Raw genomic sequence first — 24,301 nt, forward strand, 5'->3', positions numbered from 1 at the left:
CTCAGTAGTGGACCACCGAGCGGATCGATTTGCCGGCGTGCATCAGCTCGAAGGCCTCGTTGATCCCGGTGAGCGGCATGGTGTGCGTGACGAAGGGCGCCAGCTGGATGCGGCCGGCCATCGCGTCCTCCACCATGCCGGGCAGCTGCGAGCGGCCCTTGACGCCGCCGAAGGCCGTGCCCAGCCACTTGCGGCCCGTCACCAGTTGGAACGGGCGGGTGCTGATCTCCTGCCCCGCGCCCGCCACGCCGATGACCACCGACTGGCCCCAGCCGCGGTGCGCGCACTCCAGCGCGGCGCGCATCACCTGCACGTTGCCGATGCACTCGAAGCTGTGGTCCACGCCCCAGCCGGTCATCTCGACGATCACCTGCTGGATGGGTTTGTCGAAATCCTTGGGATTCACGCAGTCGGTGGCGCCGAAGGTGCGCGCCAGATCGAATTTCGACGGATTGGTGTCGATGGCGATGATGCGGCCAGCCTTGGCCAGCTGGGCGCCCTGGATCACCGCCAGGCCGATGCCGCCCAGGCCGAACACGGCCACGCTGTCGCCCTCCTGCACCTTGGCGGTGTTCTTCACCGCGCCCAGGCCGGTGGTCACGCCGCAGCCCAGCAGGCACACCTGCTCGGGGTTGGCCTCGGGGCTGACCTTGGCCAGCGACACCTCGGCCACCACGGTGTACTCGCTGAAGGTGGAGCAGCCCATGTAGTGGTACACCGGCTGGCCGTTGTACGAGAAGCGCGTCGTGCCGTCGGGCATCACGCCCTTGCCCTGGGTGGCGCGCACGGCCACGCACAGGTTGGTCTTGCCGCTCTGGCAGAACAGGCACTCGCCGCATTCGGCGGTGTAGAGCGGAATCACGTGGTCGCCCGGCTGCACGCTGGTGACGCCTTCGCCCACCTCCACCACGATGCCCGCGCCCTCGTGGCCCAGCACGGCAGGGAACAGCCCCTCGGGGTCGTCGCCCGAGAGCGTGAAGGCGTCGGTGTGGCACACGCCGGTGTGGGTGATGCGGACCAGCACCTCGCCCTTGCGGGGCGGTTCGACGTCGATCAGGGCGATCCGCAGCGGCTGGCCGGCTGCGAAGGCGACGGCGGCGCGTGATTTCATGGGGTTCCTCGTGCGAATGGTGTGAAAAGAAGCGGCTGGCCGCGAGCTTACTGAACATTCACACCCCCCTGGCCCCCGAGGCCGCGCGCAGCGATTTCCAGACGGTGTTAAGCTATATATTTAATAGCTTACTCCGCAATACCGACGCCGGCTACCGGCCCATTTCTTTCAGAAAATCGAGCACAAGCGCCGTCATGCCGCCGCCGGCGCGTCGGCGGGCCGGGGCTGCGCCTTGCCGAACCACGCCACGTACAGCGCCGGCAGCACCACCAGCGTCAGCAGGCAGGCCGTCACCAGGCCGCCGATGATCACCACCGCCAGCGGGCGCTGCGTCTCCGAGCCGATGTCGCGCGACAGCGCCATCGGCAGCATGCCCAGCGCCGCCAGCAGCGCCGTCATCAGCACCGTGCGCAGGCGCTGCATGGAGCCCAGGCGCGCCGCCTCCAGTGCCGAACAGCCCTCGTCGCGCAACTGCTGGAAGCCCGACAGCATCACCACGCCGTTGAGCACCGCCTGCCCCGACAGCGCGATGAAGCCGATGGCCGCCGACACCGACAGCGGAATACCCAGCAGCCACAGCGCCACGAAGCCGCCGATCAGCGCCAGCGGCACGTTGAGCAGGATCAGTGCCGCCATCTTGAACGACTTGAAGGCGTCGAACAGCAGCACGAAGATCAGCAGCAGCGAGATCGGCACCACCACCGACAGCCGCTTCATGGCGCGCTCCTGGTTCTCGAACTCGCCCGACCAGGTGACCGCGTAGCCCTCGGGCAGCTTGACGTGCGCGGCCACGCGCTGCTGCATGTCGCGCACCACCGAGCCCATGTCGCGGCCCTTGATGAACACGCCGATGGCCATGGTGCGCCGCCCGGCCTCGCGCGCGATGTTCATGGCGCCCGACGTCTCGGTCAGCGTGGCGATGTTGCCCAGCGGCACCGAGCCGCCGTCGGGCGTGGGCACCAGCGTCAGCGGCAGGCTGGCGATGCCGCGCCGGTCCTGCGGCAGGCGCACGGCGACGGCGAACTTGCGCTCGCCCTCCCAGATCTGCGTGGCCGCCTTGCCGGCCAGCGCGGTCTCGATCACGTCCTGCACGTCCTGGATGTTCAGGCCCACGCGGCCGGCGGCCTCGCGGTCGATCTCGATCTGCAGCTGCGGCAGCTCGCCCAGGCGGTCCACCTCGGCGCGCTGCACGCCGGCCACCTGCTTGAACTGCGCCTGCATCTGCTCCATGACGCTGCGCAGCACCGCCAGGTCGTCGCCCGACACCTTCACCACGATCTGGCCCTTGATCTGCGAGATCGACTCCAGCACGTTGTCGCGGATGGGCTGCGAGAACGCCGGGTCGATGCCCGGGATGGCCGCCAGGCGCCGGTCCATCTCGGCGATCAGCGCGTCGCGCGTCAGGCCCTTGCGCCATTCCTCGGCCGGTTTGATGTCGATGAACATCTCGGCCATGCTGAGCGTCTTCGGGTCGGTGCCGTCCTCGGGCTGGCCGGCCTTGGACACCACGGTGCGCACCTCGGGCATGTCGCGCAGCGCCAGGCGCGCCTGGCGCAGGATCCTGGCGGCCTCGTCCTGCGACACGCTGGCGGGCATGTCCCAGTTGGCCCAGAAGGTGCCCTCGTTCAGCTCGGGCAGGAATTCCGAGCCGAGCCGCGAAGCCACCCCCAGCGACAGGCCGAAGGCCGCCAGCGCCAGCACCACCACCTTGCGCCGGTGCGCCAGCGCCCAGTCCAGCACCGGGCGATAGGCGCGCTTGCAGGCGGCCACCAGCCGGTTGTCATCGTGCGGCAGCCGGCGCCGCAGCATCCAGTAGGCCAGCAGCGGCACCAACGTCAGCGAGAACGCCAGCGCGCCGATCAGGGCCGTGGTCACCGACAGCGCCATGGGCTGGAAGATGCGCCCCTCGTGCCGCTGCAGCGCGAAGATGGGGATGTGCGCCGCGATGATGATGAGCATGGAGAACAGCGTCGGCCGCCCCACCTCGTTGGCGGCCCGCGCCACCACCTCGCGCCGCTCGTCGTCGCGCAGGTTCTCGCCCTTCTGCGCCAGGCGGTGCATGATGTTCTCGATCACGATCACCGCGCCGTCCACGATGATGCCGAAGTCCATCGCGCCCAGGCTGAGCAGGTTGGCCGGCACGCCCATGACCTTCAGGCCCATGAAGGTGGACAGCAGCGCCAGCGGAATCACCACCACCACCGCCAGGCTGGCGCGCAGGTTCGACAGGAACAGGTACAGCACCAGCGCCACCAGCAGCGCGCCTTCCACCAGGTTGCGGAACACGGTGGACATGGTCTTGCCCATCAGCCAGGTGCGGTCGTAGAAGGGCACGATCCGCACGCCCCTGGGCAGCTCGCGGGTGTTGAGCTGCTCGATCCGCTCCTTCACGCCCTGCAGCACCACGCTGGGGTTCTCGCCCTTGCGCATGATGACGATGCCGGTCACCACGTCGTCGGCGTCGTCCTGGCCCACGATGCCCAGCCGCGGCACGGCGCCCACCGTCACCCGCGCCACGTCGCGCACCAGCACCGGCGTGCCGTGCCGCGCGCTGACGGCGATGTGGCCGATGTCGTCCGGCGAGCGCAGGAAGCCGATGCCGCGAATGGCGTACTGCTGCGCGCCCTGCGCCACGTAGCTGCCGCCGGCGTTGGCGTTGCCGCGGCCCAGCGCGTCCAGCAGGTTCTGCAGGGTGAGCTTGTGGGCGCGCAGCTTTTCCAGGTCGGGCTGCACCTCGTACTGCTTGATGAAGCCGCCCATGGACACCACGTCGGCCACGCCCGGCACCTGGCGCAGGGCGCGCTCGACCGTCCAGTCCTGCAGGGTGCGCAGTTCGGTGGGGGTCTTGCCGTCGCCGCGCAGCCGGTAGCGCATCACCTCGCCCACCGGCGTGGCGTTGGGGGCGATGTCGGCCTCCACGCCCGGCGGCAGGTCCGCCGCGCGCAGGCGTTCGTTCACCTGCGCGCGCGCCTGCAGCACGTCGGCCTTGTCGTCGTAGGTGATGACGGTGTACGACAGGCCGAACTGCGTGTGCGAGAACAGGCGGATGGCGTTGGGCAGCCCCGACAGCGCCACCTCCACCGGCAGCGTGACCTGCTTTTCCACCTCCTCGGCGGCGCGGCCAGGGTAGAGCGTGATCACCGTCACCTGGGTGTCGGTCACGTCCGGGAAGGCTTCGACCGACAGGTTCTTGAACGTGAACACGCCCGCCAGCACGAACAGCAGCGTGCCCAGCACGATGAACAGCGGCTGGTGCAGCGCGTAGTGGATCAGCCGCTTCATGGGCGCGCAGCCTCCGGCTGGCTGGCCGGCGCCGATGCGGGCGGCGCGCGCAGGGCGGCGTCCTGCTGGGCCATGCGGAACTGCTGCAGCAACAGCAGGGCGTTCTCGGTCACCACCCGCTCGTTCGGCTGGATGCCGCTGGTCACCACCACGTCGCGCGCGCCTTCGTCGGCGGTCTGCACCCGCCGCCGCTCGAACACGCCCGGCGCCACCTGCACCACCACCAGGTGCTCGGCGCCGCGCAGGATCACCGCGCTGGCCGGCACCGACACGCCGCGCTGGTTGCCGCGCTCGATGTAGGCCGTGCCCAGCATCTCGGCCTTCAGGCGCCGGTCGGCGTTGGCCACCACGCCGCGCACCTTGATGGTGCGGGTGGCCGGATCGATCACGTCGGCGATGGCCGCCACCCGCGCCTCGAACGGCAGGTCGGGCAGCGCCGCCACGCGCAGCACGAAGGTCTGGCCGGGCCGCAGCGCGTTCACGTCGATGTCGCGCGCGTCCAGTTGCACCCACAGGGACGTGGGATCGGTGATGGTGAACAGCGCCGGCGCGCCGGGGCCGAACTGCTCCGGCCGCAGTTCCTGGCCGGGGTTGAGGTTGCGCTCCACCACCACGCCCGCGATGCCGGCGCGGAGCGCCAGTTGCTGGTCCACGCCGGCGTCGCTGCCGTACAGGCGGGTGCGGGCGCCGGCGCGCGCCACCTCGGCCCGGGCGCGGGCGGCGTCGGCCTCGGCCTGCTCCAGGTCCTTGCGCGCGACGACGCCCGCCTCGAACAGCTCGCGCTGGCGCGCCAGGGCCTTGCGCGCCAGATCGGCGTCGGTGCCGGCCTTGAGCGTGTCGGCCTGGGCCACGGCGAAGTCGGGCGAGGCCATGCGCGCCAGCACCGCGCCGGCCGCCACCGGCTGGCTCACGTCCGCCTGGATGGCCACCACCCGGCCGGCGAAGGCAGGGTAGATGCGCTGGGTGCGCTCCTCGTTCCACACCAGCTTGGCGGGCAGTTGCGCGGGGATGCTGATGACCTGCTCGGCCGCCATCACGTCGATGAGCTGGAGGTGCGGATGCCCGGCCGGATAGCGCAACTGCTCCCCCTGCAGCACGGGGCCGGGCGCCTCGGCGGCGGGCGCGGGCGCGTCCTTGCCGCAACCGGCCAGGCCCGCCAGCAGAGCCGCGAGAAGGAGGGAGGGGACGAAGCGGAACGGCTTCACGGCGTGCCTTCGGAAGTGTGGGAAAGGGGATCGGCCGCCGGCGGTGAGGTGCGCAGGCGCCAGGCACCGGCGGCCTTGGCGGCCTCGGCGCGGAGGGCCAGCGCCTCCATCAGCGTGGCGCGCAGCGTGCGGCGGGCGTCGAGCAGGTCGGTCAGCGACAGCGCGCCCCTCTGGTAGGCGAACTCGGCCGACTGCGCCACCTGGCGCGCGCGCGGCAGGATGTCCTGGTCGTAGCGGCGCATGCGCTCGCCGGCGGTACCGGCCTCCAGTTGCAGCCGGCGCAGGTCGGCCAGGGCGGCGCGCTGGACCTGCTCGTGGCCGTCCTCGGCCTGCCGCAGTTGCGCCAGCGCGCGGCCGACCTCGCCCTCGAAGCCGTGGCCCCATTGCAGCGGAAGCTGCGCGCGCAGCTCCACCAGGCGGGTGGAGGTGCCGGGGTAGTGGTTCAGGGACACGCCCCAGGTCACGTCGGCCTTGCGCAGCGCCCGCGCGCCGTCCGCGGCGGCTTGCGCGGCCTGCACGCGCCGGGCGGCGGCACGCACGTCCGGTCGGGCCTGGGCCAGCGCGGCCAGATCGGCGGACGCCGCCGCGGACGCCAGCGGCGGCCAGTCGCCCGCCACGGCCAGCCGCTCGGCCTGCTGCGCGCGCCCGGTGAGCAGCCCCAGCGCCAGGGCGGCGCGCTGGCGCTCCAGGACGGTGGCCTCGGCGTCGGCGCGCACACGCTCGGCCTCGATCTCGATGCGGGTGGCGTCCTGCCGCGCCAGATCGCCCGCCCGCGCCCGGCGTCCGCTGCTGTCGGCCAGTTGGCGCACATCGTCCGCCAGCGCCTCGGTCAGCGCCAGGCGCTGCTGCGCCGCCAGCAGGTCGTAGAAGGCCCCCTGCGCCGCCAGCATCTGCCGCACCACGACCTCGTCCAGGTCCTGCGCCGCCGCGCCGGCCGTCTCCTCGGCGCCGCGCGTGCGCAGGACGCGCTTGTCGCCGCGCTCCCAGGTCCAGTCGATGCCGATGCCCTTGTCGATGCGCTTGCTGTGCCAGGGCCCGCTGCCGACGCCGTTCTGCAGGTCGATCGACGACAGCTTGCCGGACAGCACCGGAAACGGCGCCCGGTTGGCCGCCAGCACGTCGGCGCGCGCGGCGGCCAAACCGCCTCGGGCCAGCGCCACGTCGAGGTTGTCGCGCGCCTCCCGCAGTGCCTGCGGCAGCGTCAGCGCCTGAACCTGCGCCCGGGCTGGCGCCGCGGCCAGGCACGCGCACAATACCGGGGCCGCCAGGCGCGCCGCGAACGAGGATTTCAGCATGATCCGTTTGTCGCACGGCCCGCCTGACCGCCACCTGACCGCCGCCCTCCGTAGAAACCACAGCCCGTCCACCCCGCTGCCGCCATGCGCATCCTGCTGGTCGAAGACGATCCCGTGCTCAGCGACGTCATGCAGCGCAGCCTGCGCCAGCACGGCTGCCGGGTGGACGCGGCGGCCACCCTCGACGCCGCGCGCCACTGGTGGCGGACGCAGCCCTTCGACGCCGTCCTGCTCGACCTGAACCTGCCCGTCTGCGGCGCCGCGCGCGGCGGCATGGGCAACGGCCTGGACCTGGTGCGCGAGGCGCGCGCGCGCGGCGACCGCACGCCGGTGCTGGTGCTCACCGCCCGCGACCGCACCGAGCAGCGCATCGCCGGCCTCGACGCCGGCGCCGACGACTACCTCGGCAAGCCCTTCGACCTGGCCGAGGTCGAGGCGCGCCTGCGCGCGCTGTTGCGCCGCGCCCACGCCACCGACGACCACGTGCGCCTGGGCCGGCTACGGCTCGACCGCCGCGCCCGCCGCCTGGCGCTGGACGGTGCGCCCTGCGAACTGCCCGCGCGCGAGTTCGAGGTGCTGTGGGAGCTGCTCACGCCGCCGGGGCGCGTGGTCAGCAAGCGCATGCTCGCCGACAAGCTGTCCGAGGGCGACGACCTGCTGGGCGACAACGCGCTGGAGGCCTTCATCTCGCGCCTGCGCCGCAAGCTCGCCGGCAGCGGCGCGCACATCCGCACCCTGCGCGGGCTCGGCTACCTCATCGAGGCGGTGGCCCCGGCCCCGCCGGCGCCATGAGCGCGCCGGGCCGCTCCCAAGCGCTCGTCCCGAAGCGCGTCGCGCGGAGGGCCGTCCAGTGAACGCCGCGCCGGGCCCGACCGGCGCCAAGCCCGCGCTGCGCAGCCAACTGGTCTGGCGCGTGGTGTGGCCGCTGGTGCTGAGCTGGGGCCTGGGCTCCGTCACCGCCCTGTGGCTGGCCAGCCGCTACGTGCAGGGCGCCTACGACCGCGCCCTGCTGGACGACGCCTACGCCATCGCCGCGCAAGTCACCGTCGTGGACGGCCGGCCGCGCGTGGCGCTGACCTCGCACGAGCTGGAGACGCTGCTGTACGACCACAGCGAGCGCCTGTACTTCGCCCTGCGCACCCCCGGAGGCGGCTTCCTGGCCGGCCAGGCCGGCGTGCCGGACGCGCCGCCCCTGGCCGACGCGCCCTACGCCTTTGGCGACGACCATATCCGCGACCGCCCCGTGCGCGTGGTCACCCTGCGCCGCCGGCCGGACGACCCCTTCATCGTCGTCATCGCCCAGACCACCGAGGCGCGCCGTCGGCTGCTGCGCGACCTGCTCACGACCTCGGCGCCGGTGCAGGTCGCCTTCCTGCTGCTGACGGCCTGGTGGCTGCGCCGCACCATCGGGCGGCAGCTCCAGCCCCTGGGCCAGTTGCAGGACGCCGTCAGCCAGCGCGATGCCGACGACCTCTCGCCCCTGCCGGCGGCGCTGGCCGCCGACGCCGCGACGCGCGACATCGCGCACCTGGGCGGCGCGCTGGACGCGCTGCTGGCCAAGCTGGCGCGCAGCCTGGCGGCGCAGCGCGAATTCAGCGGCAACGTGGCGCACGAATTGCGCACGCCGCTGGCCGGCATCCGCGCGCAGGCCGAATTCGCGCTGGCGCAGGACGAGCCCGCGCAGTGGCGCGCGCAGCTCGAGGGCATCCTGCGCAGCGAGACACGCGCCAGCCACTTCGTCGACCAGTTGCTGGCGCTGGCGCGCGCCGACGAGGCGCAGACCGCGCTGCGGTTGAAGGCCGTGGCGCTCGACGAACTGGTGCAAGACGCCATCCTGCGCTTCTTGCCGCGCGCCGACGCGCTGGGCGTGGACCTGGGCGTGGACCTGGACGGCACCGGCCCCGAGCGCCCGGTGCTCGTCCGGGGCGACGCCACGCTGATCGACGGCATCCTCAACAACCTGCTGGACAACGCGCTGCGCCATGGCCGCGCCGCCGCGCCGCGGGTGACGGTGGAGCTGGCGCGGCAACCCGCGGCCGGCGACGGCGCGGCCGGGCGGATCATGCTGGCCGTGTTCGACAACGGCCCCGGCCTGCCTCCCGGCGAGCACGAGCGCGTGCTGGCGCGCGGCGCGCAGGGCGCCAGCCCGGCGCCGCACAGGGCCACGCCGGGCCAGGGCGCCGGCCTGGGCCTGGCCATCGTGCGCCGCTACGCCGCGCTGCTGGGCGCGCGCTTCGTGCTGGAGGCCGCGCCGCGCCCACCGGGGCTGGTGGCGCGGGTGTGGTTGGATGCCTGTCCGTGATTGCTATGCTTTGAGTAGCATCCTGCGCAATATGGACGCCGGCTTCAGGCTCATTTCTTTCTCAACTCACGGTTTTCAGCCGCCGGGCGGCGCGGCCAGGACGAGCGGGGACACGAGAGCAAGGGGCGAGGGTCATGGATCGGCATGCCCCGCACGGCGTCAAGGCGCACGGATGATGGGGCCGGTGCGAAAGTCCCGCGCGGCATAAGATGGCCGGGCCATGGCCTCCCCCGACCTGCCTGGCCCCGGCGCCGGCGACCTCGTCGTCGCCCGCTCCGAAGGCCTGTACTGCCCGCCCGGCGACTTCTACATCGACCCCTGGAAGCCGGTCGAGCGCGCCGTCATCACCCACGGCCATTCCGACCACGCGCGCCGGGGCCATGCGCACTACCTCGCCCACACCGACAGCGCCGGCGTGCTGCGCGCGCGCCTCGGCGCGGACATCACGCTGCAGACCCTGGCCTACGGCGACACGATCGAGCACCATGGCGTGCGCCTCTCGCTGCACCCGGCCGGGCACGTGCTGGGCTCGGCCCAGGTGCGGCTGCAACACGCCGGCCGCGTGTGGGTGGCCTCGGGCGACTACAAGACCGAGCCCGACGGCACCTGCGCGCCCTTCGAGCCGGTGCCCTGCGACACCTTCATCACCGAGTCCACCTTCGGCCTGCCGATCTACCGCTGGCCGACGCAGCCGCAGCTGTTCGCCGAGATCGACGCCTGGTGGCGGCGCAACGCGGAAGAGGGCCGCGCCTCGGTGCTCTTCTGCTACGCCTTCGGCAAGGCGCAGCGCATCCTGCACGGCGTCGATGCCTCCATCGGCCCCATCGTCGCGCACGGCGCCGTCCTGCCGCTGAACGCCGTCTACCGCGCCGCCGGCGTGGCGCTGCCGCCGACGTTGCGTGTGACAGACCCGGGCGTCGATGCGGCGCTGCTAAAGCGCGCGCTGGTGCTGGCGCCGCCCTCGGCGCAGGGCACGCCGTGGCTGCGCCGCTTCGGCCCCTATGCCGACGCCTTCGCCAGCGGCTGGATGCAGCTGCGCGGCACGCGCCGGCGGCGCGGCGTGGACCGCGGCTTCGTCATGAGCGACCACGCCGACTGGCCCGGCCTGCAGCAGGCCATCGCCGCCACCGGCGCGAGCCGCGTCTTCGTCACCCACGGCAGCGTGGCGGTGATGGTGCGCTGGCTGCGCGAGCGCGGGCTGCAGGCGCAGGGCTTCGCCACCGAATACGGGGACGAGGATGAGCCGGCCGCCACCGCGCAAGGCGAAGGCGCCGCCGCGTGAAAGCCTTCGCCGCCCTCTACCGCGACCTGGACGCCAGCACCTCCAGCCTGGCCAAGCAGGCCGCGCTGCAGCGCTACCTGCGCGCCGCGCCGCCGCAGGACGCGGCCTGGGCCGTCTACTTCCTGGCCGGCGGCAAACCGCGCCAGCTGGTGCCCGTCAAGCTGCTGCGCCTGCTGGCGCAGGAGGCGGCCGGCCTGCCCGAATGGCTGTTCGAGGAGAGCTACCAGGCCGTCGGCGACCTGGCCGAGACCATCGCGCTGCTGCTGCCGCCCCCCGGCGAAGCGCACGACCTGGGCCTGGCGCGGTGGGTCCAGGACCACCTGCTGCCCCTGCGCGGCGCACCCGCCGACGCGCTGCCCGAGCGCCTGCGCACCCAGTGGCGCCGGCTCGCGCCGGACGAGCGCCTGGTCTACTTCAAGCTCATCACCGGCGCCTTCCGCGTCGGCGTGTCGAAGCTGCAGGTCACGCAGGCGCTGGCGGCGGTGGGCGGCGTGGACGCCAAGCGCGTCGCGCAGCGCCTGATGGGCTACACCCACCTCGGCGCGCGGCCCGATGCCGCCGCCTACGCCGCCCTCGTCGCGCCCGAGGCCGCGCAGGAGCGCGCGGCGCAGACCAGCGGCCAGCCGTACCCCTTCTTCCTGGCGCATCCCTTCAACGTGGACATCGCGCAGTTCGACGCGCTGCTGGGCCCGACCGCCGGCTGGCTGGTCGAATGGAAGTGGGACGGCATCCGCGCCCAGCTCGTCAAGCGCGCCGGCCAGGTGTGGCTGTGGTCGCGCGGCGAGGAGCTGGTGACCGAGCGCTTCCCCGAACTCGCCGCCATGGGCGAGGCGCTGCCCGACGACAGCGTGCTCGACGGCGAGATCGTGGTCTGGCGCGACGGCACGGTGCAGCCCTTCGCCGAACTGCAGAGGCGCATCGGCCGCAAGACCCTCGGCCCCAAGCTGCTGCGCGAGCTGCCCGTGGTGCTGCTGGCCTACGACCTGATCGAGCACGCGGGCCGCGACCTGCGCGCGCTGCCGCAGGACCAGCGCCGCGCGCGGCTGGACGCGCTGCTGCGCGAGGTGAACCATCCGCTGCTCGTCCCCAGCCCCGTGATCGGGGGCGACGGCTGGGCCGACTTGGCCCGCCTGCGCGAATCCGCCCGAGAGCGCGGCGTGGAAGGCATGATGCTCAAGCGCCGCGACGCGCGCTACGGCGTCGGCCGCACCAAGGACGTGGGCGTGTGGTGGAAGTGGAAGATCGACCCGCTCAGCGTCGATGCCGTGCTGGTGTACGCCCAGCGCGGCCACGGCCGCCGCGCCAGCCTCTACAGCGACTACACCTTCGCCGTGTGGAACGGCCTGCCCGGCGACGCCGAGCGCCAGCTGGTGCCCTTCGCCAAGGCCTACTCCGGCCTCACCGACGCCGAGATGGCGCGCGTGGACGCCGTCATCCGCAGGACCACCGTCGAGAGCTTCGGCCCCGTGCGCTCGGTCAAGCCCACGCTCGTCTTCGAACTCGGCTTCGAGGGCATCGCCCGCAGCACGCGCCACAAGAGCGGCATCGCCGTGCGCTTCCCGCGCATGCTGCGCTGGCGCGAGGACAAGCCGGTGGAGGAGGCCGACACGCTGCAGACGCTGGAGGCCTTGCTGCCGCCATGAAGCGTGCCCTGGCCGACTGGTTCGCCGCCCGCGGCTGGAAGCCCTTCGCCTTCCAGCGCGCGGTGTGGCGCGCCATCGGCCAAGGCGAGAGCGGCCTGCTGCACGCGACCACCGGCGCGGGCAAGACCCATGCGGTGTGGCTGGGCGCGCTGCAAGCCTTCGCGGGCCGGAAATCCGAAACAAAGCGGCCTCCAGCCCGCTACCCATCTACGTCAACAGCTATCAAACAAGTAGCGCCTCCGCTCGCGGTGCTGTGGCTCACGCCCATGCGCGCGCTGGCGGCCGACACGCTGCGCGCGCTGGCCGAGCCGCTGGCAGCGCTGGCCCCGCACTGGCGCGCCGGCGCGCGCAGCGGCGACACGCCCTCGAGCGAGCGCGCCGCGCAGGACAGGCGCCTGCCCACCGTGCTGGTCACCACGCCCGAGAGCCTGTCGCTGCTGCTGGCCCGCGCCGATGCGCGCGAGGTGTTCCAGCACCTGACGCTGGTCGTGGTGGACGAGTGGCACGAGCTGCTGGGCAACAAGCGCGGCGTGCAGGTGCAGCTGGCGCTGGCGCGGCTGCGCGGCTGGAACGCGGGCCTGCTCACCTGGGGCATGTCGGCCACGCTGGGCAACCTGCGCGAGGCGATGCACACGCTGCTCGGGCCCGGCGCGCCCGGCACGCTGGTGCAGGGCGCCGTGCCCAAGAAGCTGGTCGTCGATTCGCTGCTGCCGGGCCGCGCCGAGCGCTTCCCCTGGGGCGGGCACCTGGGGCTGACGATGCTGCCGCAGGTGGTGGCCGAGATCGAGGCCAGCGGCACCACGCTGGTCTTCACCAACACGCGCTCTCAGGCCGAGCTCTGGTACCAGGCGCTGCTGGACGCCAAGCCCGAGTGGGCCGGCATCGTCGCGCTGCACCACGGCTCGCTGGACAAGGCGGCGCGCGAGTGGGTGGAGCAGGGCTTGAAGAACGGGACACTCAAAGCCGTCGTGTGCACCTCCAGCCTGGACCTGGGCGTGGACTTCCTGCCGGTCGAGCGTGTGCTGCAGATCGGATCGCCCAAGGGCGTGGCGCGGTTGCTGCAGCGCGCCGGCCGCTCTGGCCATGCGCCGGGGCGGCCCTCGCGCGTGACGATCGTGCCCACGCACAGCCTGGAGATCATGGAAGGCGCCGCGGCGCGCGACGCCATCGCCGCCGGCCACATCGAGTCGCGCCACTCGCCGCGGGAGCCGCTGGATGTGCTGGTGCAGCACCTCGTCACGGTGGCGCTGGGCGGCGGCTTCCGGCCCGACGACTTGCTGGCGGAAGTGCGCCGCACGGCCGCCTACGAGCACTTGTCCGACGCGAACTGGCAGTGGTGCCTGGACTTCGTGCGCCAGGGCGGCCCCTCGCTGGCGGCCTACCCCGACTACCGCCGCGCCGTGCCCGACGCCGAGGGCGTGTGGCGCGTGCCCGATGCGCGCCTGGCGCGGCGCCACCGCATGAACATCGGCACCATCGTCAGCGACGCCAGCATGAGCGTGCGGTTCGTCGGCGGCGCGCGCATCGGCAGCGTGGAGGAGAGCTTCGTCGCGCGCATGAAGCCGGGCGACTGCTTCCTCTTCGGCGGCCGGCAGTTGGAGTTGGTGCGCGTGCACGAGATGACGGCCTGGGTGCGCCGCGCCACCGGCCGCCGCCCGGCGGTGCCGCGCTGGAACGGCGGGCGCATGCCGCTGTCCACCACGCTGGCCGACGCGGTGGTGGACCAGCTCGCCCGCGCCGACGCCGGCCGCTGGGACTCGCCCGAGCTGCGGTGCGTGCGGCCGTTGCTGGAGATCCAGCAGCGCTGGTCGCACCTGCCCACGCCCGGCACGCTGCTGGCCGAGGTGCTGGCCTCGCGCGAGGGCACGCACCTGTTCCTCTACCCCTTCGCCAGCCGGCCGGTGCACATGGGCCTGGCCAGCCTGATCGGCTGGCGCGTGGCGCGGCACGCGCCGCGCACCTTCTCCATCGCCGTCAACGACTACGGCTTCGAGCTGCTGAGCGCCACGCCGATCGACTGGGCCGAGCCGCTGCCCCAGGTGCTGCGCCATGGCCAGCCGCCGGACGGGCGCGACGCCCTGCTGCACGAGGTGCTGGCCAGCCTCAACGCCGGCGAGCTGGCGCAGCGGCGCTTCCGCGAGATCGCGCGCGTGGCGGGCCTGATCTTCCTGGGCTACCCCGGCGAGCGGCGCAGCAGCCGGCAGGTGCAGGCCTCGTCGTCGCTTTTCTGGGAGGTGCTGCGCAAGTACGACCCGGCCAACCGCCTGCTGGCCCAGGCCGAGGCCGAGTTGCTGGCGCAGGAGCTGGAGATCGGCCGCCTGGCCGCCAGCCTGGCGCGCATGGCCGGGCAGCGCCTCGTGCTGCAGCCGCTGGCGCGGCCCTCGCCCTTCGCCTTCCCGCTGATGGTGGAGCGTTTCCGCGAGAAGCTGTCCAACGAGAGCGTGGCCGCCCGCATCGCCCGCATGGTGGCGCAGTTGGAGCAGGCTGCCGGCGGCGGCGTGGCGCCGGGCGAGGTGGCCTCGGCCACGGCCGAAGGCGTGCGCGCGCGGCTGGCCTTCGGGCAGGACGCGCCCGACGCCGCCGCCGGCCCGCGTCCGCCGCGTCGCCGTCGCGGGCGCGCATGAACGCGACGGGGTCTTCCGGGACACTGTCTTCCCCGTGACCCGCGCCGTCCCGCCCCCCTCTTCCTGCGAAGCCGTCTGGGCCGGCGAGCGCGTGCTCCTGCTGGCCGGGCGGGCGCTGTGGTGGCCGGCGCGCCGCACGCTGTTCGTGGCCGACCTGCACCTGGGCAAAGCCGCCGCCTACCGCGCGCTGGGCCAGCCGGTGCCCGGCGGCACCACGCGGCAGAACCTGGCGCGGCTGGACGCGCTGATCGCCACGCAGGCGCCGCAGGCCATCGTCTTCCTCGGCGACTTCCTGCACGCGCCCGAGGCGCGCACGCCGGCCCTGCTGCGGGCGGCCGCGGCGTGGCGCGCGCGGCACGCCGGCATCGCCATGACGCTGGTGCGCGGCAACCACGACCGCCGCGCCGGCGACCCGCCGCCCGAGCTGGGCATCGCCGTGGTGAACGAGCCGCACCTGCTCGGCCCCTTCGCTTGCTGCCACCATCCGCAGCGGCACGCCACGCATTTCGTGCTGGCCGGCCACGTGCATCCGGTGTGCCGGCTGCAGGGGCCCGGCCGCGACAGCCTGCGCCTGCCGTGCTTCGTCAGCGAGCCCGGCCTGGCGCTGCTGCCGGCCTTCGGCGAGTTCACCGGCGGCGCGCCGATGGACGCCGCGCCGGGCCGTCGCCTGCACGTCGTGGGCGGCGCGGGGGTGTGGGCGCTGCCGGCGAGCGCAGCTCCGTGAGCGCCCGCGACGCTCAGCCCAGCCCGATCGGCGCCGGCGTCGCCCTCACGATGCGGGAGAACAGCCGTTCGTAGGCCGCCTCGGGCCGGTGCTGGCCAGTCAGCGGGTCGCGGTTGGCCTCGAAGGCGGCGTCCAGCGTCTTCCAGTCGGCCTCGCTCAGGTGCCGCTCGGCGGCGGGCAGGATCTCCTGCTCCTCCAGCCGCATGTGCGCCAGGTACAGGTCGACGTAGCGCATGAACGCCCGCACGAAGGCGCCCTGGCGCGACTCGCCCAGCAGCTCCCAGGCCAGCAGCAGGTGCATCAGCTCGTGCACGGCCCCTTCGGTGTAGGCGTGGTCGCGGTCCAGCCGCGCCACGGCCGCGGCGGTGTCGGGCGCGGCACGCACCACGCGCGGGAACAGCAGCGTGGTCTCCTTCGGGTGGTGCAGGCGCTCGGGAAACTCGCTGATGTAGAACAGCATGGCGCGCAGCACGTCGAAGAAGCCCTTGGGGTCGTCCTCCAGCCCGCGCTCGACCAGCAGGCGCATCGACCGCAGCATGGCGGCCAGGGACAAATGCTCGTCGCGGATGATCTGCAGGCTGCGGTGGGTCATGGCGGTGGTCCTCGCGTTCAGGCCAGTCTAGGCGCGGGGCGGGGCGGCGGCGCTGACGTGGATCAAGAAAGGCGGGGCCGCCCAGGGACGCCAGATTGCTATTATTTAACTAGCTTTTGTCTCAATATCCATGCGGGCTTGAGGCCAATATTGCTTGAAACCGGCAGCGCCGCCGCGGCTTTCGGCGCCCCGCGTTCCCTCGTACAGTGGCGCATCGCCCGCGCCAACCGAAGGAGCCCGCCATGTCCACCGCCACCGCCCAGCCCGGCACCCTGTGGGACAACCCCATGGGCACCGACGGCTTCGAGTTCATCGAGTACGCCGCGCCCGACCCCGCCGCCATGGGCGCGCTGTTCGAACGCATGGGCTTCACCGCCGTGGCACGGCACCGCCACAAGAACGTGCTGCTGTACCGCCAGGGCGAGATCAACTTCATCCTCAACGCCGAGCCCGACAGCTTCGCCCAGCGCTTCGCCCGCCTGCACGGGCCCAGCATCTGCGCCATCGCCTTCCGCGTGCGGGACGCCAAGGCCGCCCACGAGCGCGCCATCGCGCTGGGCGCCTGGGGCTACGCCGGCCACGCCGGGCCGGGCGAGCTGAACATCCCGGCCATCAAGGGCATCGGCGACTCGATCATCTACTTCATCGACCGCTGGCGCGGCAAGAACGGCGCCCGGGAGGGCGACATCGGCAACATCGGCTTCTACGACGTGGACTTCGAGCCGCTGCCGGGCGTGAGCGGCGCCGCCGCCATCCACCCCGAGGGCTTCGGCCTGAAGCTGATCGACCACCTGACGCACAACGTGCACAAGGGCCGCATGGACGAGTGGGCGGGGTTTTACGAGCGCCTGTTCAACTTCCGCGAGGTGCGCTACTTCGACATCGAGGGCCAAGCCACCGGCGTCAAGAGCAAGGCCATGACCAGCCCCTGCGGCAAGATCCGCATCCCCATCAACGAGGAGGGCAACGACCAGAAGGGCCAGATCCAGGAGTACCTGGACCGCTACCACGGCGAGGGCGTGCAGCACATCGCGCTGGCCGCCCAGGACCTGTACCACGCGGTGGACCAGTTGCAGATGGCGGGCGTGAAGCTGCTGCAGACCAGCGAGACGTATTACGAACTGCTGCCGGGGCGCATCCCGGGCCTGGCCGAGCCCATCGGCGAGCTGCAGTCGCGCAACATCCTGGTGGACGGGCACGAGGGCGAGTTGTTGCTGCAGATCTTCAGCGAGAACCAGCTCGGCCCGATCTTCTTCGAGTTCATCCAGCGCAAGGGCAACGAGGGCTTCGGCGAAGGCAACTTCAAGGCCCTGTTCGAGACCATGGAGCTGGATCAGATGCGGCGCGGCGTGATCCCGGCCAAGGCGCCGGGTTGACGGCGCCGCAGGGCCAGACTTCAAGTCGAATCGGCCCGTAGCCCGCACCGACATTGCGTTAACAGCTCTCTATTTGATAGTATCCCGCGGCAACCCGAAGGCCAGGGCCCCCAGCGCGCCTTGCACCAGCGCGCAGGCGCCGTAGATCATCGCCGCGCCCACGGCCGCCGGCGCGGCGACGCCGAAGGGCGCCAGCGCCGCCGCCGCCGCCGCCTCGCGCGTGCCCCAGCCGCCCACGCTGACCGGCAGCGCCGCCATCAGAAAGATGGGCGCGCTGGCGAACGCCCACACGGCCGGCGGCTGCCGCACGCCCAGCGCCAGCGCGCCCGCGGCCAGCGCCGCCGCCGACAGCACCTGCACCGCCGCCGAGGCCAGCGCCTGCCGGCCCACCTGGGCGGCGAAGTCCGGCCGCGCCGCCGCCGCGCCGAGCGGCGCCAGCCAGCCCGGCGCCCAGCGGCGCAGCAGCCACGGCAAGGCCCAGGGCAGCGCCAGCCACGGCGCCGTGCCAGCCAGCGCGGCGGCGGCCAGCCCGGTGGGCGGCAGCCGCAGCGCCGCGCCCAGCGGCCCGGCGCAGGCGGCGGCGCCCAGGCCGCCCAGCGCGCACAGCATCCACAGCCCGCTCACGCGGTCCAGCACCACCGACCAGGTGGAGGCCAGCGTGTCCTGCCCGGCGCGGCGCAGCACCACGGCGCGGTACACGTCGCCGCCGACCACCGCGCCCGGCAGCAGCGCGTTCAGCCCGATGGCCTGGAAGTACCAGCGGCAGGCGTCGCGCACGCCGACGTCGGCGCCCAGCCAGCGCGCCAGGGCGCGCCAGCGCAGGGCCGAGACCAGGTTGGAGGCGATGGCGGCCAGCAGCGCCGCCAGCAGCCAGGCCGGATCGGCCTGGCGCAACTGCGCCCACACGCGCGCCGGGTCGGCCAGCGCCAGCACCGCGCCCAGCAGCGCCAGGCCCAGCAGGCCGCGCCACAGGGCCTTGCGGGCGCGCTTCACGCTATTAAAGATGTAGCTGGTGGCGCAGTATCGGCGCGGGCTAGGCCGCCATTTTTCTCATCGCCTGGCACGTACTCCTCGGCGTGGAACTGGGGCACGCCGCCGGCCTCGTGGTAGATGCGCGTGAGCAGCTCGCCGATCAGCCCGGCGGCGATGAGCTGCACGCCCATCAGCACCAGCATCACGCCCACCAGCAGCAGCGGCCGGCCGCCGATGTCCTCGCCGAACAGCTTGAGAACGAACAGCCACCCCAGCATCAGCACCCCCGGCGCCGCCAGCCACAGCCCGAGCCCGCCGAAGGCGTGCAGCGGGCGCTGGCGGTAGCGCATGAAGAAGACGACGAGGATCAGGTCCAGGATGACGCGGAAGGTGCGGTCGATGCCGTACTTGGACACGCCGCGCGTGCGCGCGTGGTGGCGCACCGGCACCTCGGTGATGCGCGCGCCGGCCTCCTTGGCCAGCGAGGGGATGAAGCGGTGCAGCTCGCCGTACAGGCGCAGCCGGTCGATGATGGGCCGGCGGTAGGCCTTCAGCGCGCAGCCGTAGTCGTGCAGGTACACGCCGGTGGCGCGCGAGATCAGCCGGTTGGCGATGCGCGAGGGCAGCTTGCGCGACAGCTCGGCGTCCTGCCGGTCCTTGCGCCAGCCGGAGACCATGTCCACGTCGGGGTCCACCTCCAGGCGCTCCAGCAGCAGCGGGATGTCGTCCGGCTCGTTCTGCAGGTCGGCGTCCAGCGTCACCACGTAGCGGCCGCGCACGCGGTCGAAGCCGGCCTGCAGCGCGCTGGACTGCCCGTAGTTGCGCGCCAGGAACACCGGCCGCAGCCAGGGCGTGGCGGCGGCCAGCTCGCGCAGCCGGGCGGCGCTGCCGTCGGTCGAGCCGTCGTCCACCGCCAGCAACTCGAAGCGAAGCGGCTGGCGCGCCATGGCCGCGCCGATGCGCGCCACCAGGTCGGGCAGGTTGTCGACCTCGTTGTAGATCGGCACCACGATGGAGACATCGGGCGCGGCGGCGCGGGGGGCGTCGGTCATGGCGGGTGGGCTCGGCTCTTCAGACTGGATAATGGGCACCGACGATTGTGCCTCGCCCCGCCGGCGCGACGCGCCGCCCTCCTCACGCCCATGACCGCCACCGCCGCAGCCGCCGCGCCGACGCCCCGCTTCCCGCTCGACCGCCCCCTGGCCTGGCTGCTGCTGCTGGCGCTGGCGCACGTGGCGGTGCGCGTGGCCGTGTCGCCGGCGCTGAAGTGGGACGAGGCCGAGCAGATGCTGTGGTCGCAGCAGCTCGCGCTGGGCTACGGCGCCCAGCCGCCGCTCTACACCTGGCTGCAGTGGGGCGTGAACCAGGTCGCCGGCCCCAGCGTGCTGGCGCTGTCCTTCCTGAAGCACGCGCTGCTGGCGCTGACCTACGTGCTGATGTACCTGGCCGGGTGCCAGCTGCTGGGCCCGCGCGGCGCCTGGTGGGCGTCGGCCAGCATGATGCTGCTGCCGCCGCTGGGCTGGTACTCGATCCGCGACCAGACGCACACCATCCTGGTCACCGCCATGGCCTGCGGCGCCTGGTGGCTGCTGCTGCGCATCGTGCGGCACCGGCGGCCGGCCGACTTCGCGTGGCTGGGGCTGGTATGCGGCCTGGGCCTGCTGGCCAAGTACAGCTTCGCGCTGGTGGCCGGCGCCATGCTGGCGGCGGCGCTGTCGGTGCCCGAGTCGCGCCGCGCGCTGCTGTCGCGCGGCTGGTGGTGGGCGCTGGTGGTGGGCGCGCTGGTGGTGCTGCCGCACGCCACTTGGCTGCTGTCGCACCTGGCGGAGGCGACGACGGGCACGCTGAACAAGATGCAGATCCACCCCGAGCGGCGCCTGGGCAAGGGCCTGCTGAGCCTGCTGGACGGCGCGCTGGGCACGCTGGCGCTGTGGGTGCTGGCGGCGCTGTGGGCCTTCCGCGCCGCCTGGTGGCGCCGGCCGCTGGCGCCGGCGGCGCCGTGGGCGCACCGGGTCTTCGCGCGCTACCTGGCGCTGGTGCTGCTGGCGCTGCTGGGCATGGTGCTGTTCGCGGGGGTGACCAACTTCAAGGGCCGCTGGGTGCTGCCCCTGCTGTGCATGGCGCCGCTGGCCGCCTTCGCCGCGCGGCCGGAACTGCAGCAGCACCCGCGCGCCGGCCGCTACACCGGCGCGCTGATCGCCATGGCGCTCGTCATCCTGGCGGCGGCGGGCGCGCGGCCCTGGTTCAGCGGCCTGCGCGGCGAGCCGGACGAGCTGAACCACCCCGCGGCCGAGCTGGCCGTGGCCCTGGCCCAGGCCGGCTACGACGGCCGCGGGCTGATCATCGCGTCCGACCACATGATGGCCGGCATGCTGCGCACGCGCTTTCCGGGCGCCGAGGTCGATGCCTGCACCTCCGAGGAGGAGAGCGTGCCCGCCTGCGTGGCCGCCAACGCCGCGCGCGCCCGCGCCGCCGGCCGGGGCTGGCTGCTGGTGTCGCGCGCCGACCGCATCGAGGCCGGCTGGTGGGACAAGGCGGGCGCCCAGGTGCGCCTGCCGGCGGTGCGCAAGGTCGAACTGCCCTTCCACATGGTGCGGGACGGCATGCCGCCGGCGCGCTACCACTTCGCCTGGCGGCCGGCGGAGGCAAAGCCATGACCACCGAGCCGACGCCGGGCCGCCCCGAGGGGGCCACCTTCCTCGTGACCGGCTGCGCCGGCTTCATCGGCATGCATTGCGCCGAGCGGCTGCTGGCGCGGGGCGAGCAGGTGGTCGGCATCGACAACCTCAACGCCTATTACGACGTCGCGCTGAAGCAGGCACGCCTCGCGCGCCTCACCGCGCACCCGGCCTTCCGCTTCGAGCGGCTCGACCTGGCCGACCGCGCCGGCATGGCGGCGCTGTTCGCCCGCGTGCGCCCCACCCACGTGCTGCACCTGGCCGCGCAGGCGGGCGTGCGCTACTCGATCGACGCGCCCGACGACTACACCGACGCCAACCTGCTCGGCTTCGCCCACGTGCTGCAGGGCTGCCGCGCGCAAGCGGTGCGCCACCTCGTGTTCGCCAGCAGCTCCAGCGTCTACGGCGGCAACGCCAAGCTGCCCTACGCCGAGACCGACGCGGTGGACCACCCCGTCAGCTACTACGCCGCCACCAAGAAAGCCAACGAGGTGATGGCGCACAGCCATGCCCACCTCCACGGCCTGCCGTGCACCGGCCTGCGCTTCTTCACCGTGTACGGGCCCTGGGGCCGGCCGGACATGGCGCTGTTCAAGTTCACCCGCGCCATGCTCGCCGGCGAGCCGATCGACGTCTACGGCGAGGGCCGGCTGGTGCGCGACTTCACCTACATCGACGACATCGTCGAAGGCGTGCTGCGCGTCCTGGACAAGCCCGCCACGCCCGACCCGGCCCACGACGCCCTCGCGCCCAACCCCGGCACCAGCAGCGCGCCGTACCGCATCTTCAACATCGGCAACAGCACGCCCACGCTGCTGCTGGACTACATCGACGCCATCGAGTCCGCCCTGGGCACGCGCGCGGTCAAGCGCATGCTGCCGATCCAGCCCGGCGACGTGCACAGCACGGCGGCCGACACCGCCGCGCTGCGCGCCTGGGTGGGCTTCGCGCCCGCCACGCCGGTGCGGGACGGCGTGGCGCGCTTCGTCGATTGGTACCGGGAGTTCTATCGAGCATGAAAGTCACCGTCTTCGGCACCGGCTATGTCGGTCTGGTTCAAGGGGCCGTGCTGGCCGACGTGGGGCACGACGTGGTGTGCGTGGACATCGACGCCGCCAAGGTGGCCGCGCTGCAGGCCGGCCGCATCCCCATCCACGAGCCCGGCCTGGACGCGCTGGTGCGGGCCAACCAGGCCGCGCGCCGCCTGCGCTTTTCCACCGACGCCGCCGAGGGCGTGGCGCACGGCGAGCTGATCTTCCTGGCCGTCGGCACGCCGCCCGACGAGGACGGCAGCGCCGACCTGCAGCACGTGCTGGCCGTGGCCCGCACCATCGCCACCCACATGGCCGCGCCCAAGACCATCGTCAACAAGTCCACCGTGCCGGTGGGCACGGCGGACAAGGTGGCCGGCGCGGTGCGCGCGGTGCTGCGGGCGCGCGGCGCGGACATCCCGTTCGAGGTCGTCTCCAACCCCGAATTCCTGAAGGAAGGCGCCGCCGTCGCCGACTGCAAGCGGCCCGACCGCATCGTCATCGGCACCGCCAGCCCCGCCGCCGAGCGCCAGTTGCGCGAGCTGTACGCGCCCTTCAACCGCAACCACGACAAGATCGTCGTCATGGACGTGCGCAGCGCCGAGCTGACCAAGTACGCCGCCAACGCCATGCTGGCCACCAAGATCAGCTTCATCAACGAGATCGCCGGCCTGGCCGAGCGCCTGGGCGCCGACATCGAGGCCGTGCGGCGCGGCATCGGCAGCGACCCGCGCATCGGCTACCACTTCATCTACCCCGGCGTGGGCTACGGCGGCAGCTGCTTCCCCAAGGACGTGAAGGCGCTCATCCACACCGCGCAATCCATCGGCTTCGACCCCGAGCTGCTGCGCGCCGTCGAGCGCCGCAACGACGCCCAGCGCCGCGTGCTGGCCGAGCGCATCGCCGCGCACTACGGCGGCCGGCTCCAGGGCAAGACCATCGCCGTGTGGGGCCTGGCCTTCAAGCCCGAGACCGACGACATGCGCGAGGCGCCCAGCCGCACCCTGCTGGCCGCGCTGTGGGCCGCCGGCGCCCAGGTGCGCGCGCACGACCCGGTGGCGATGGACGAGGCGCGCCGCCTCTTCGGCGAGCGCCCTGACCTGGCGCTGTGCGACACCCCAGCGCAGGCGCTCGAAGGCGCCGACGCGCTGGCCATCGTCACCGAGTGGAAGACCTTCCGCGTGCCCGACTTCGGCCAGATGGCGCGCCTGCTGAAGGACCGCATGGTGTTCGACGGCCGCAACCTCTACGACCCCGCCGTGCTGGCGCGCCACGGTCTCGGCTACGCCTCCATCGGACGGCCGGACGTCCCGCCATGCCCCGCTTCGCCGCCAACCTGAGCCTGCTGTACCCCGAGCTGCCCTTCCTCGACCGCTTCGAGGCGGCCGCGCGCGACGGCTTCGAGGCGGTGGAATACCTCTTCCCCTACGCCTTCGCGCCGCAGGAGCTGGCCGCGCGGCTGAAGGCCCACGGCCTGCGCCAGGTGCTGTTCAACGCGCCGCCCGGCGGGATGGACGCGGCCGGCATCGATGCCGCCTGGGCCGCCGGCGCGCGCGGCACCGCCTGCGTGCCGGGCCGCGAGGACGAGTTCCGCGCCGGCGTGCAACTGGCGCTGCGCTACGCCGACGCGCTGGATTGCCCGCGCATCCACTGCATGGCCGGAATATGGGATAAAAGCGGCTCCAGCCCGCATGCAGCAAGCGCCATACGCTCTCTTTATGAAAGCAACCTGCGCTGGGCCGCGCGCGAGGCGGCGCGGGCCGGGCGCACCCTGCTGATCGAGCCGATCAACCCGCGCGACATGCCTGGCTACTTCCTCAACCGGCAGGACGAGGCGCACGCCCTCGCGCAGGCCGTGGGCGCGCCCGGCCTGCAGGTGCAGATGGACCTGTACCACTGCCAGATCGTCGAGGGCGACGTGGCCACCAAGATCCGCCAGTACCTGCCCACCGGCCGCGTCGGCCACTTGCAGATCGCTGGCGTGCCCGAGCGGCACGAGCCCGACGTGGGCGAGTTGAACTACCCCTACCTGTTCCAGGTGATCGACGAGGTCGCCGCCGCCTGCGGCTGGCCCGGCTGGGTCGGCTGCGAATACCGTCCGCGCCTGGGCGCCGAGCCCGGCGGCACCTCGCGCGGCCTGGGCTGGCGCCACGCGGCGGCGGGCGCGGCCGGGGGCTGATCCCG

18 protein-coding genes are annotated in these 24,301 nt (G+C 73.2%); 11 read left to right on the forward strand and 7 right to left on the reverse strand.

Annotated features, from left to right (window positions below; translation table 11 throughout):
* Nucleotide 1 precedes the first annotated feature (1 nt).
* The 4 genes from IPG65_RS05625 to IPG65_RS05640 all read right to left on the reverse strand — a co-directional run bounded on the left by IPG65_RS05625 (nt 2) and on the right by IPG65_RS05640 (nt 6,893).
* Nucleotides 2-1,111 carry an S-(hydroxymethyl)glutathione dehydrogenase/class III alcohol dehydrogenase gene (locus tag IPG65_RS05625; protein WP_293188272.1) on the reverse strand — a complete coding sequence of 370 codons (1,110 nt, stop codon included), beginning with the start codon at nt 1,109-1,111 and terminating at the stop codon, nt 2-4.
* Between the two features lie 192 nt (nt 1,112-1,303).
* Nucleotides 1,304-4,393, reverse strand: a complete 3,090-nt coding sequence (locus IPG65_RS05630; protein WP_293188273.1) for a CusA/CzcA family heavy metal efflux RND transporter — start codon at nt 4,391-4,393, stop codon at nt 1,304-1,306.
* Nucleotides 4,390-5,598 carry an efflux RND transporter periplasmic adaptor subunit gene (locus tag IPG65_RS05635; RefSeq protein ID WP_293188274.1) on the reverse strand — a complete coding sequence of 403 codons (1,209 nt, stop codon included), beginning with the start codon at nt 5,596-5,598 and terminating at the stop codon, nt 4,390-4,392. The genes IPG65_RS05630 and IPG65_RS05635 overlap by 4 nt, the downstream gene beginning before the upstream one ends.
* The gene (locus tag IPG65_RS05640) at nt 5,595-6,893 is read right to left on the reverse strand and encodes a TolC family protein (protein WP_293188275.1); all 1,299 of its coding nucleotides are present in this window, start codon (nt 6,891-6,893) and stop codon (nt 5,595-5,597) included. The genes IPG65_RS05635 and IPG65_RS05640 overlap by 4 nt, the downstream gene beginning before the upstream one ends.
* Before the next feature lie 84 nt (nt 6,894-6,977).
* On the opposite strand from IPG65_RS05640, the gene IPG65_RS05645 reads away from it, so the two are divergent.
* The 6 genes from IPG65_RS05645 (at nt 6,978) to pdeM (ending at nt 15,468) form a co-directional block, all read left to right on the forward strand.
* Nucleotides 6,978-7,685: a response regulator transcription factor gene (locus IPG65_RS05645; protein WP_293188276.1), complete on the forward strand. Its 708-nt coding sequence runs from the start codon at nt 6,978-6,980 to the stop codon at nt 7,683-7,685.
* 58 nt (nt 7,686-7,743) lie between these two features.
* A complete protein-coding gene (locus IPG65_RS05650) occupies nt 7,744-9,195 on the forward strand; it encodes a sensor histidine kinase (protein WP_293188277.1) in 1,452 nt (483 codons plus the stop codon).
* Between the two features lie 220 nt (nt 9,196-9,415).
* A complete protein-coding gene (locus tag IPG65_RS05655; protein ID WP_293188278.1) occupies nt 9,416-10,477 on the forward strand; it encodes a ligase-associated DNA damage response exonuclease in 1,062 nt (353 codons plus the stop codon).
* Nucleotides 10,474-12,120, forward strand: coding sequence for an ATP-dependent DNA ligase (locus IPG65_RS05660; RefSeq protein ID WP_293188279.1), 1,647 nt, complete (start codon nt 10,474-10,476; stop codon nt 12,118-12,120). The genes IPG65_RS05655 and IPG65_RS05660 overlap by 4 nt, the downstream gene beginning before the upstream one ends.
* A complete protein-coding gene (locus IPG65_RS05665) occupies nt 12,117-14,744 on the forward strand; it encodes a ligase-associated DNA damage response DEXH box helicase (RefSeq protein WP_293188280.1) in 2,628 nt (875 codons plus the stop codon). Before IPG65_RS05660 ends, IPG65_RS05665 begins: the two co-directional genes overlap by 4 nt.
* Before the next feature lie 34 nt (nt 14,745-14,778).
* The gene (pdeM, locus tag IPG65_RS05670) at nt 14,779-15,468 is read left to right on the forward strand and encodes a ligase-associated DNA damage response endonuclease PdeM (protein WP_293188281.1); all 690 of its coding nucleotides are present in this window, start codon (nt 14,779-14,781) and stop codon (nt 15,466-15,468) included.
* A gap of 13 nt (nt 15,469-15,481) precedes the next feature.
* Here pdeM and IPG65_RS05675 read toward each other — a convergent pair whose 3' ends face one another.
* The gene (locus tag IPG65_RS05675) at nt 15,482-16,060 is read right to left on the reverse strand and encodes a hemerythrin domain-containing protein (RefSeq protein ID WP_293188282.1); all 579 of its coding nucleotides are present in this window, start codon (nt 16,058-16,060) and stop codon (nt 15,482-15,484) included.
* 242 nt (nt 16,061-16,302) lie between these two features.
* On the opposite strand from IPG65_RS05675, the gene hppD reads away from it, so the two are divergent.
* Nucleotides 16,303-17,436 (forward strand): 4-hydroxyphenylpyruvate dioxygenase, encoded by a 1,134-nt coding sequence (hppD, locus tag IPG65_RS05680; protein WP_293188283.1) that lies wholly within the window; start codon nt 16,303-16,305, stop codon nt 17,434-17,436.
* A gap of 69 nt (nt 17,437-17,505) precedes the next feature.
* On the opposite strand, the gene IPG65_RS05685 is transcribed toward hppD, so the two are convergent.
* Together IPG65_RS05685 and IPG65_RS05690 are read right to left on the reverse strand one after the other, a co-directional pair.
* Nucleotides 17,506-18,429 carry a lysylphosphatidylglycerol synthase transmembrane domain-containing protein gene (locus tag IPG65_RS05685; RefSeq protein WP_293188284.1) on the reverse strand — a complete coding sequence of 308 codons (924 nt, stop codon included), beginning with the start codon at nt 18,427-18,429 and terminating at the stop codon, nt 17,506-17,508.
* A complete protein-coding gene (locus tag IPG65_RS05690; protein ID WP_293188285.1) occupies nt 18,426-19,460 on the reverse strand; it encodes a glycosyltransferase family 2 protein in 1,035 nt (344 codons plus the stop codon). The genes IPG65_RS05685 and IPG65_RS05690 overlap by 4 nt, the downstream gene beginning before the upstream one ends.
* 90 nt (nt 19,461-19,550) lie before the next feature.
* Here IPG65_RS05690 and IPG65_RS05695 point away from each other — a divergent pair, with 90 nt between their 5' ends.
* From IPG65_RS05695 to otnI, 4 genes are read left to right on the forward strand one after another with little or no spacing between them, the layout of a single operon-like run.
* The gene (locus IPG65_RS05695) at nt 19,551-21,065 is read left to right on the forward strand and encodes a glycosyltransferase family 39 protein (protein ID WP_293188286.1); all 1,515 of its coding nucleotides are present in this window, start codon (nt 19,551-19,553) and stop codon (nt 21,063-21,065) included.
* Nucleotides 21,062-22,105: an NAD-dependent epimerase gene (locus IPG65_RS05700; protein WP_293188287.1), complete on the forward strand. Its 1,044-nt coding sequence runs from the start codon at nt 21,062-21,064 to the stop codon at nt 22,103-22,105. The genes IPG65_RS05695 and IPG65_RS05700 overlap by 4 nt, the downstream gene beginning before the upstream one ends.
* The gene (locus tag IPG65_RS05705; RefSeq protein ID WP_293188288.1) at nt 22,102-23,457 is read left to right on the forward strand and encodes a UDP-glucose/GDP-mannose dehydrogenase family protein; all 1,356 of its coding nucleotides are present in this window, start codon (nt 22,102-22,104) and stop codon (nt 23,455-23,457) included. Before IPG65_RS05700 ends, IPG65_RS05705 begins: the two co-directional genes overlap by 4 nt.
* Nucleotides 23,433-24,296, forward strand: coding sequence for a 2-oxo-tetronate isomerase (gene otnI, locus IPG65_RS05710; RefSeq protein ID WP_293188289.1), 864 nt, complete (start codon nt 23,433-23,435; stop codon nt 24,294-24,296). Before IPG65_RS05705 ends, otnI begins: the two co-directional genes overlap by 25 nt.
* The last annotated feature ends 5 nt before the right edge of the window (nt 24,297-24,301 follow it).

Source organism: Ottowia sp. (genome assembly GCF_016703145.1).
GTDB lineage: Bacteria > Pseudomonadota > Gammaproteobacteria > Burkholderiales > Burkholderiaceae_C > Ottowia.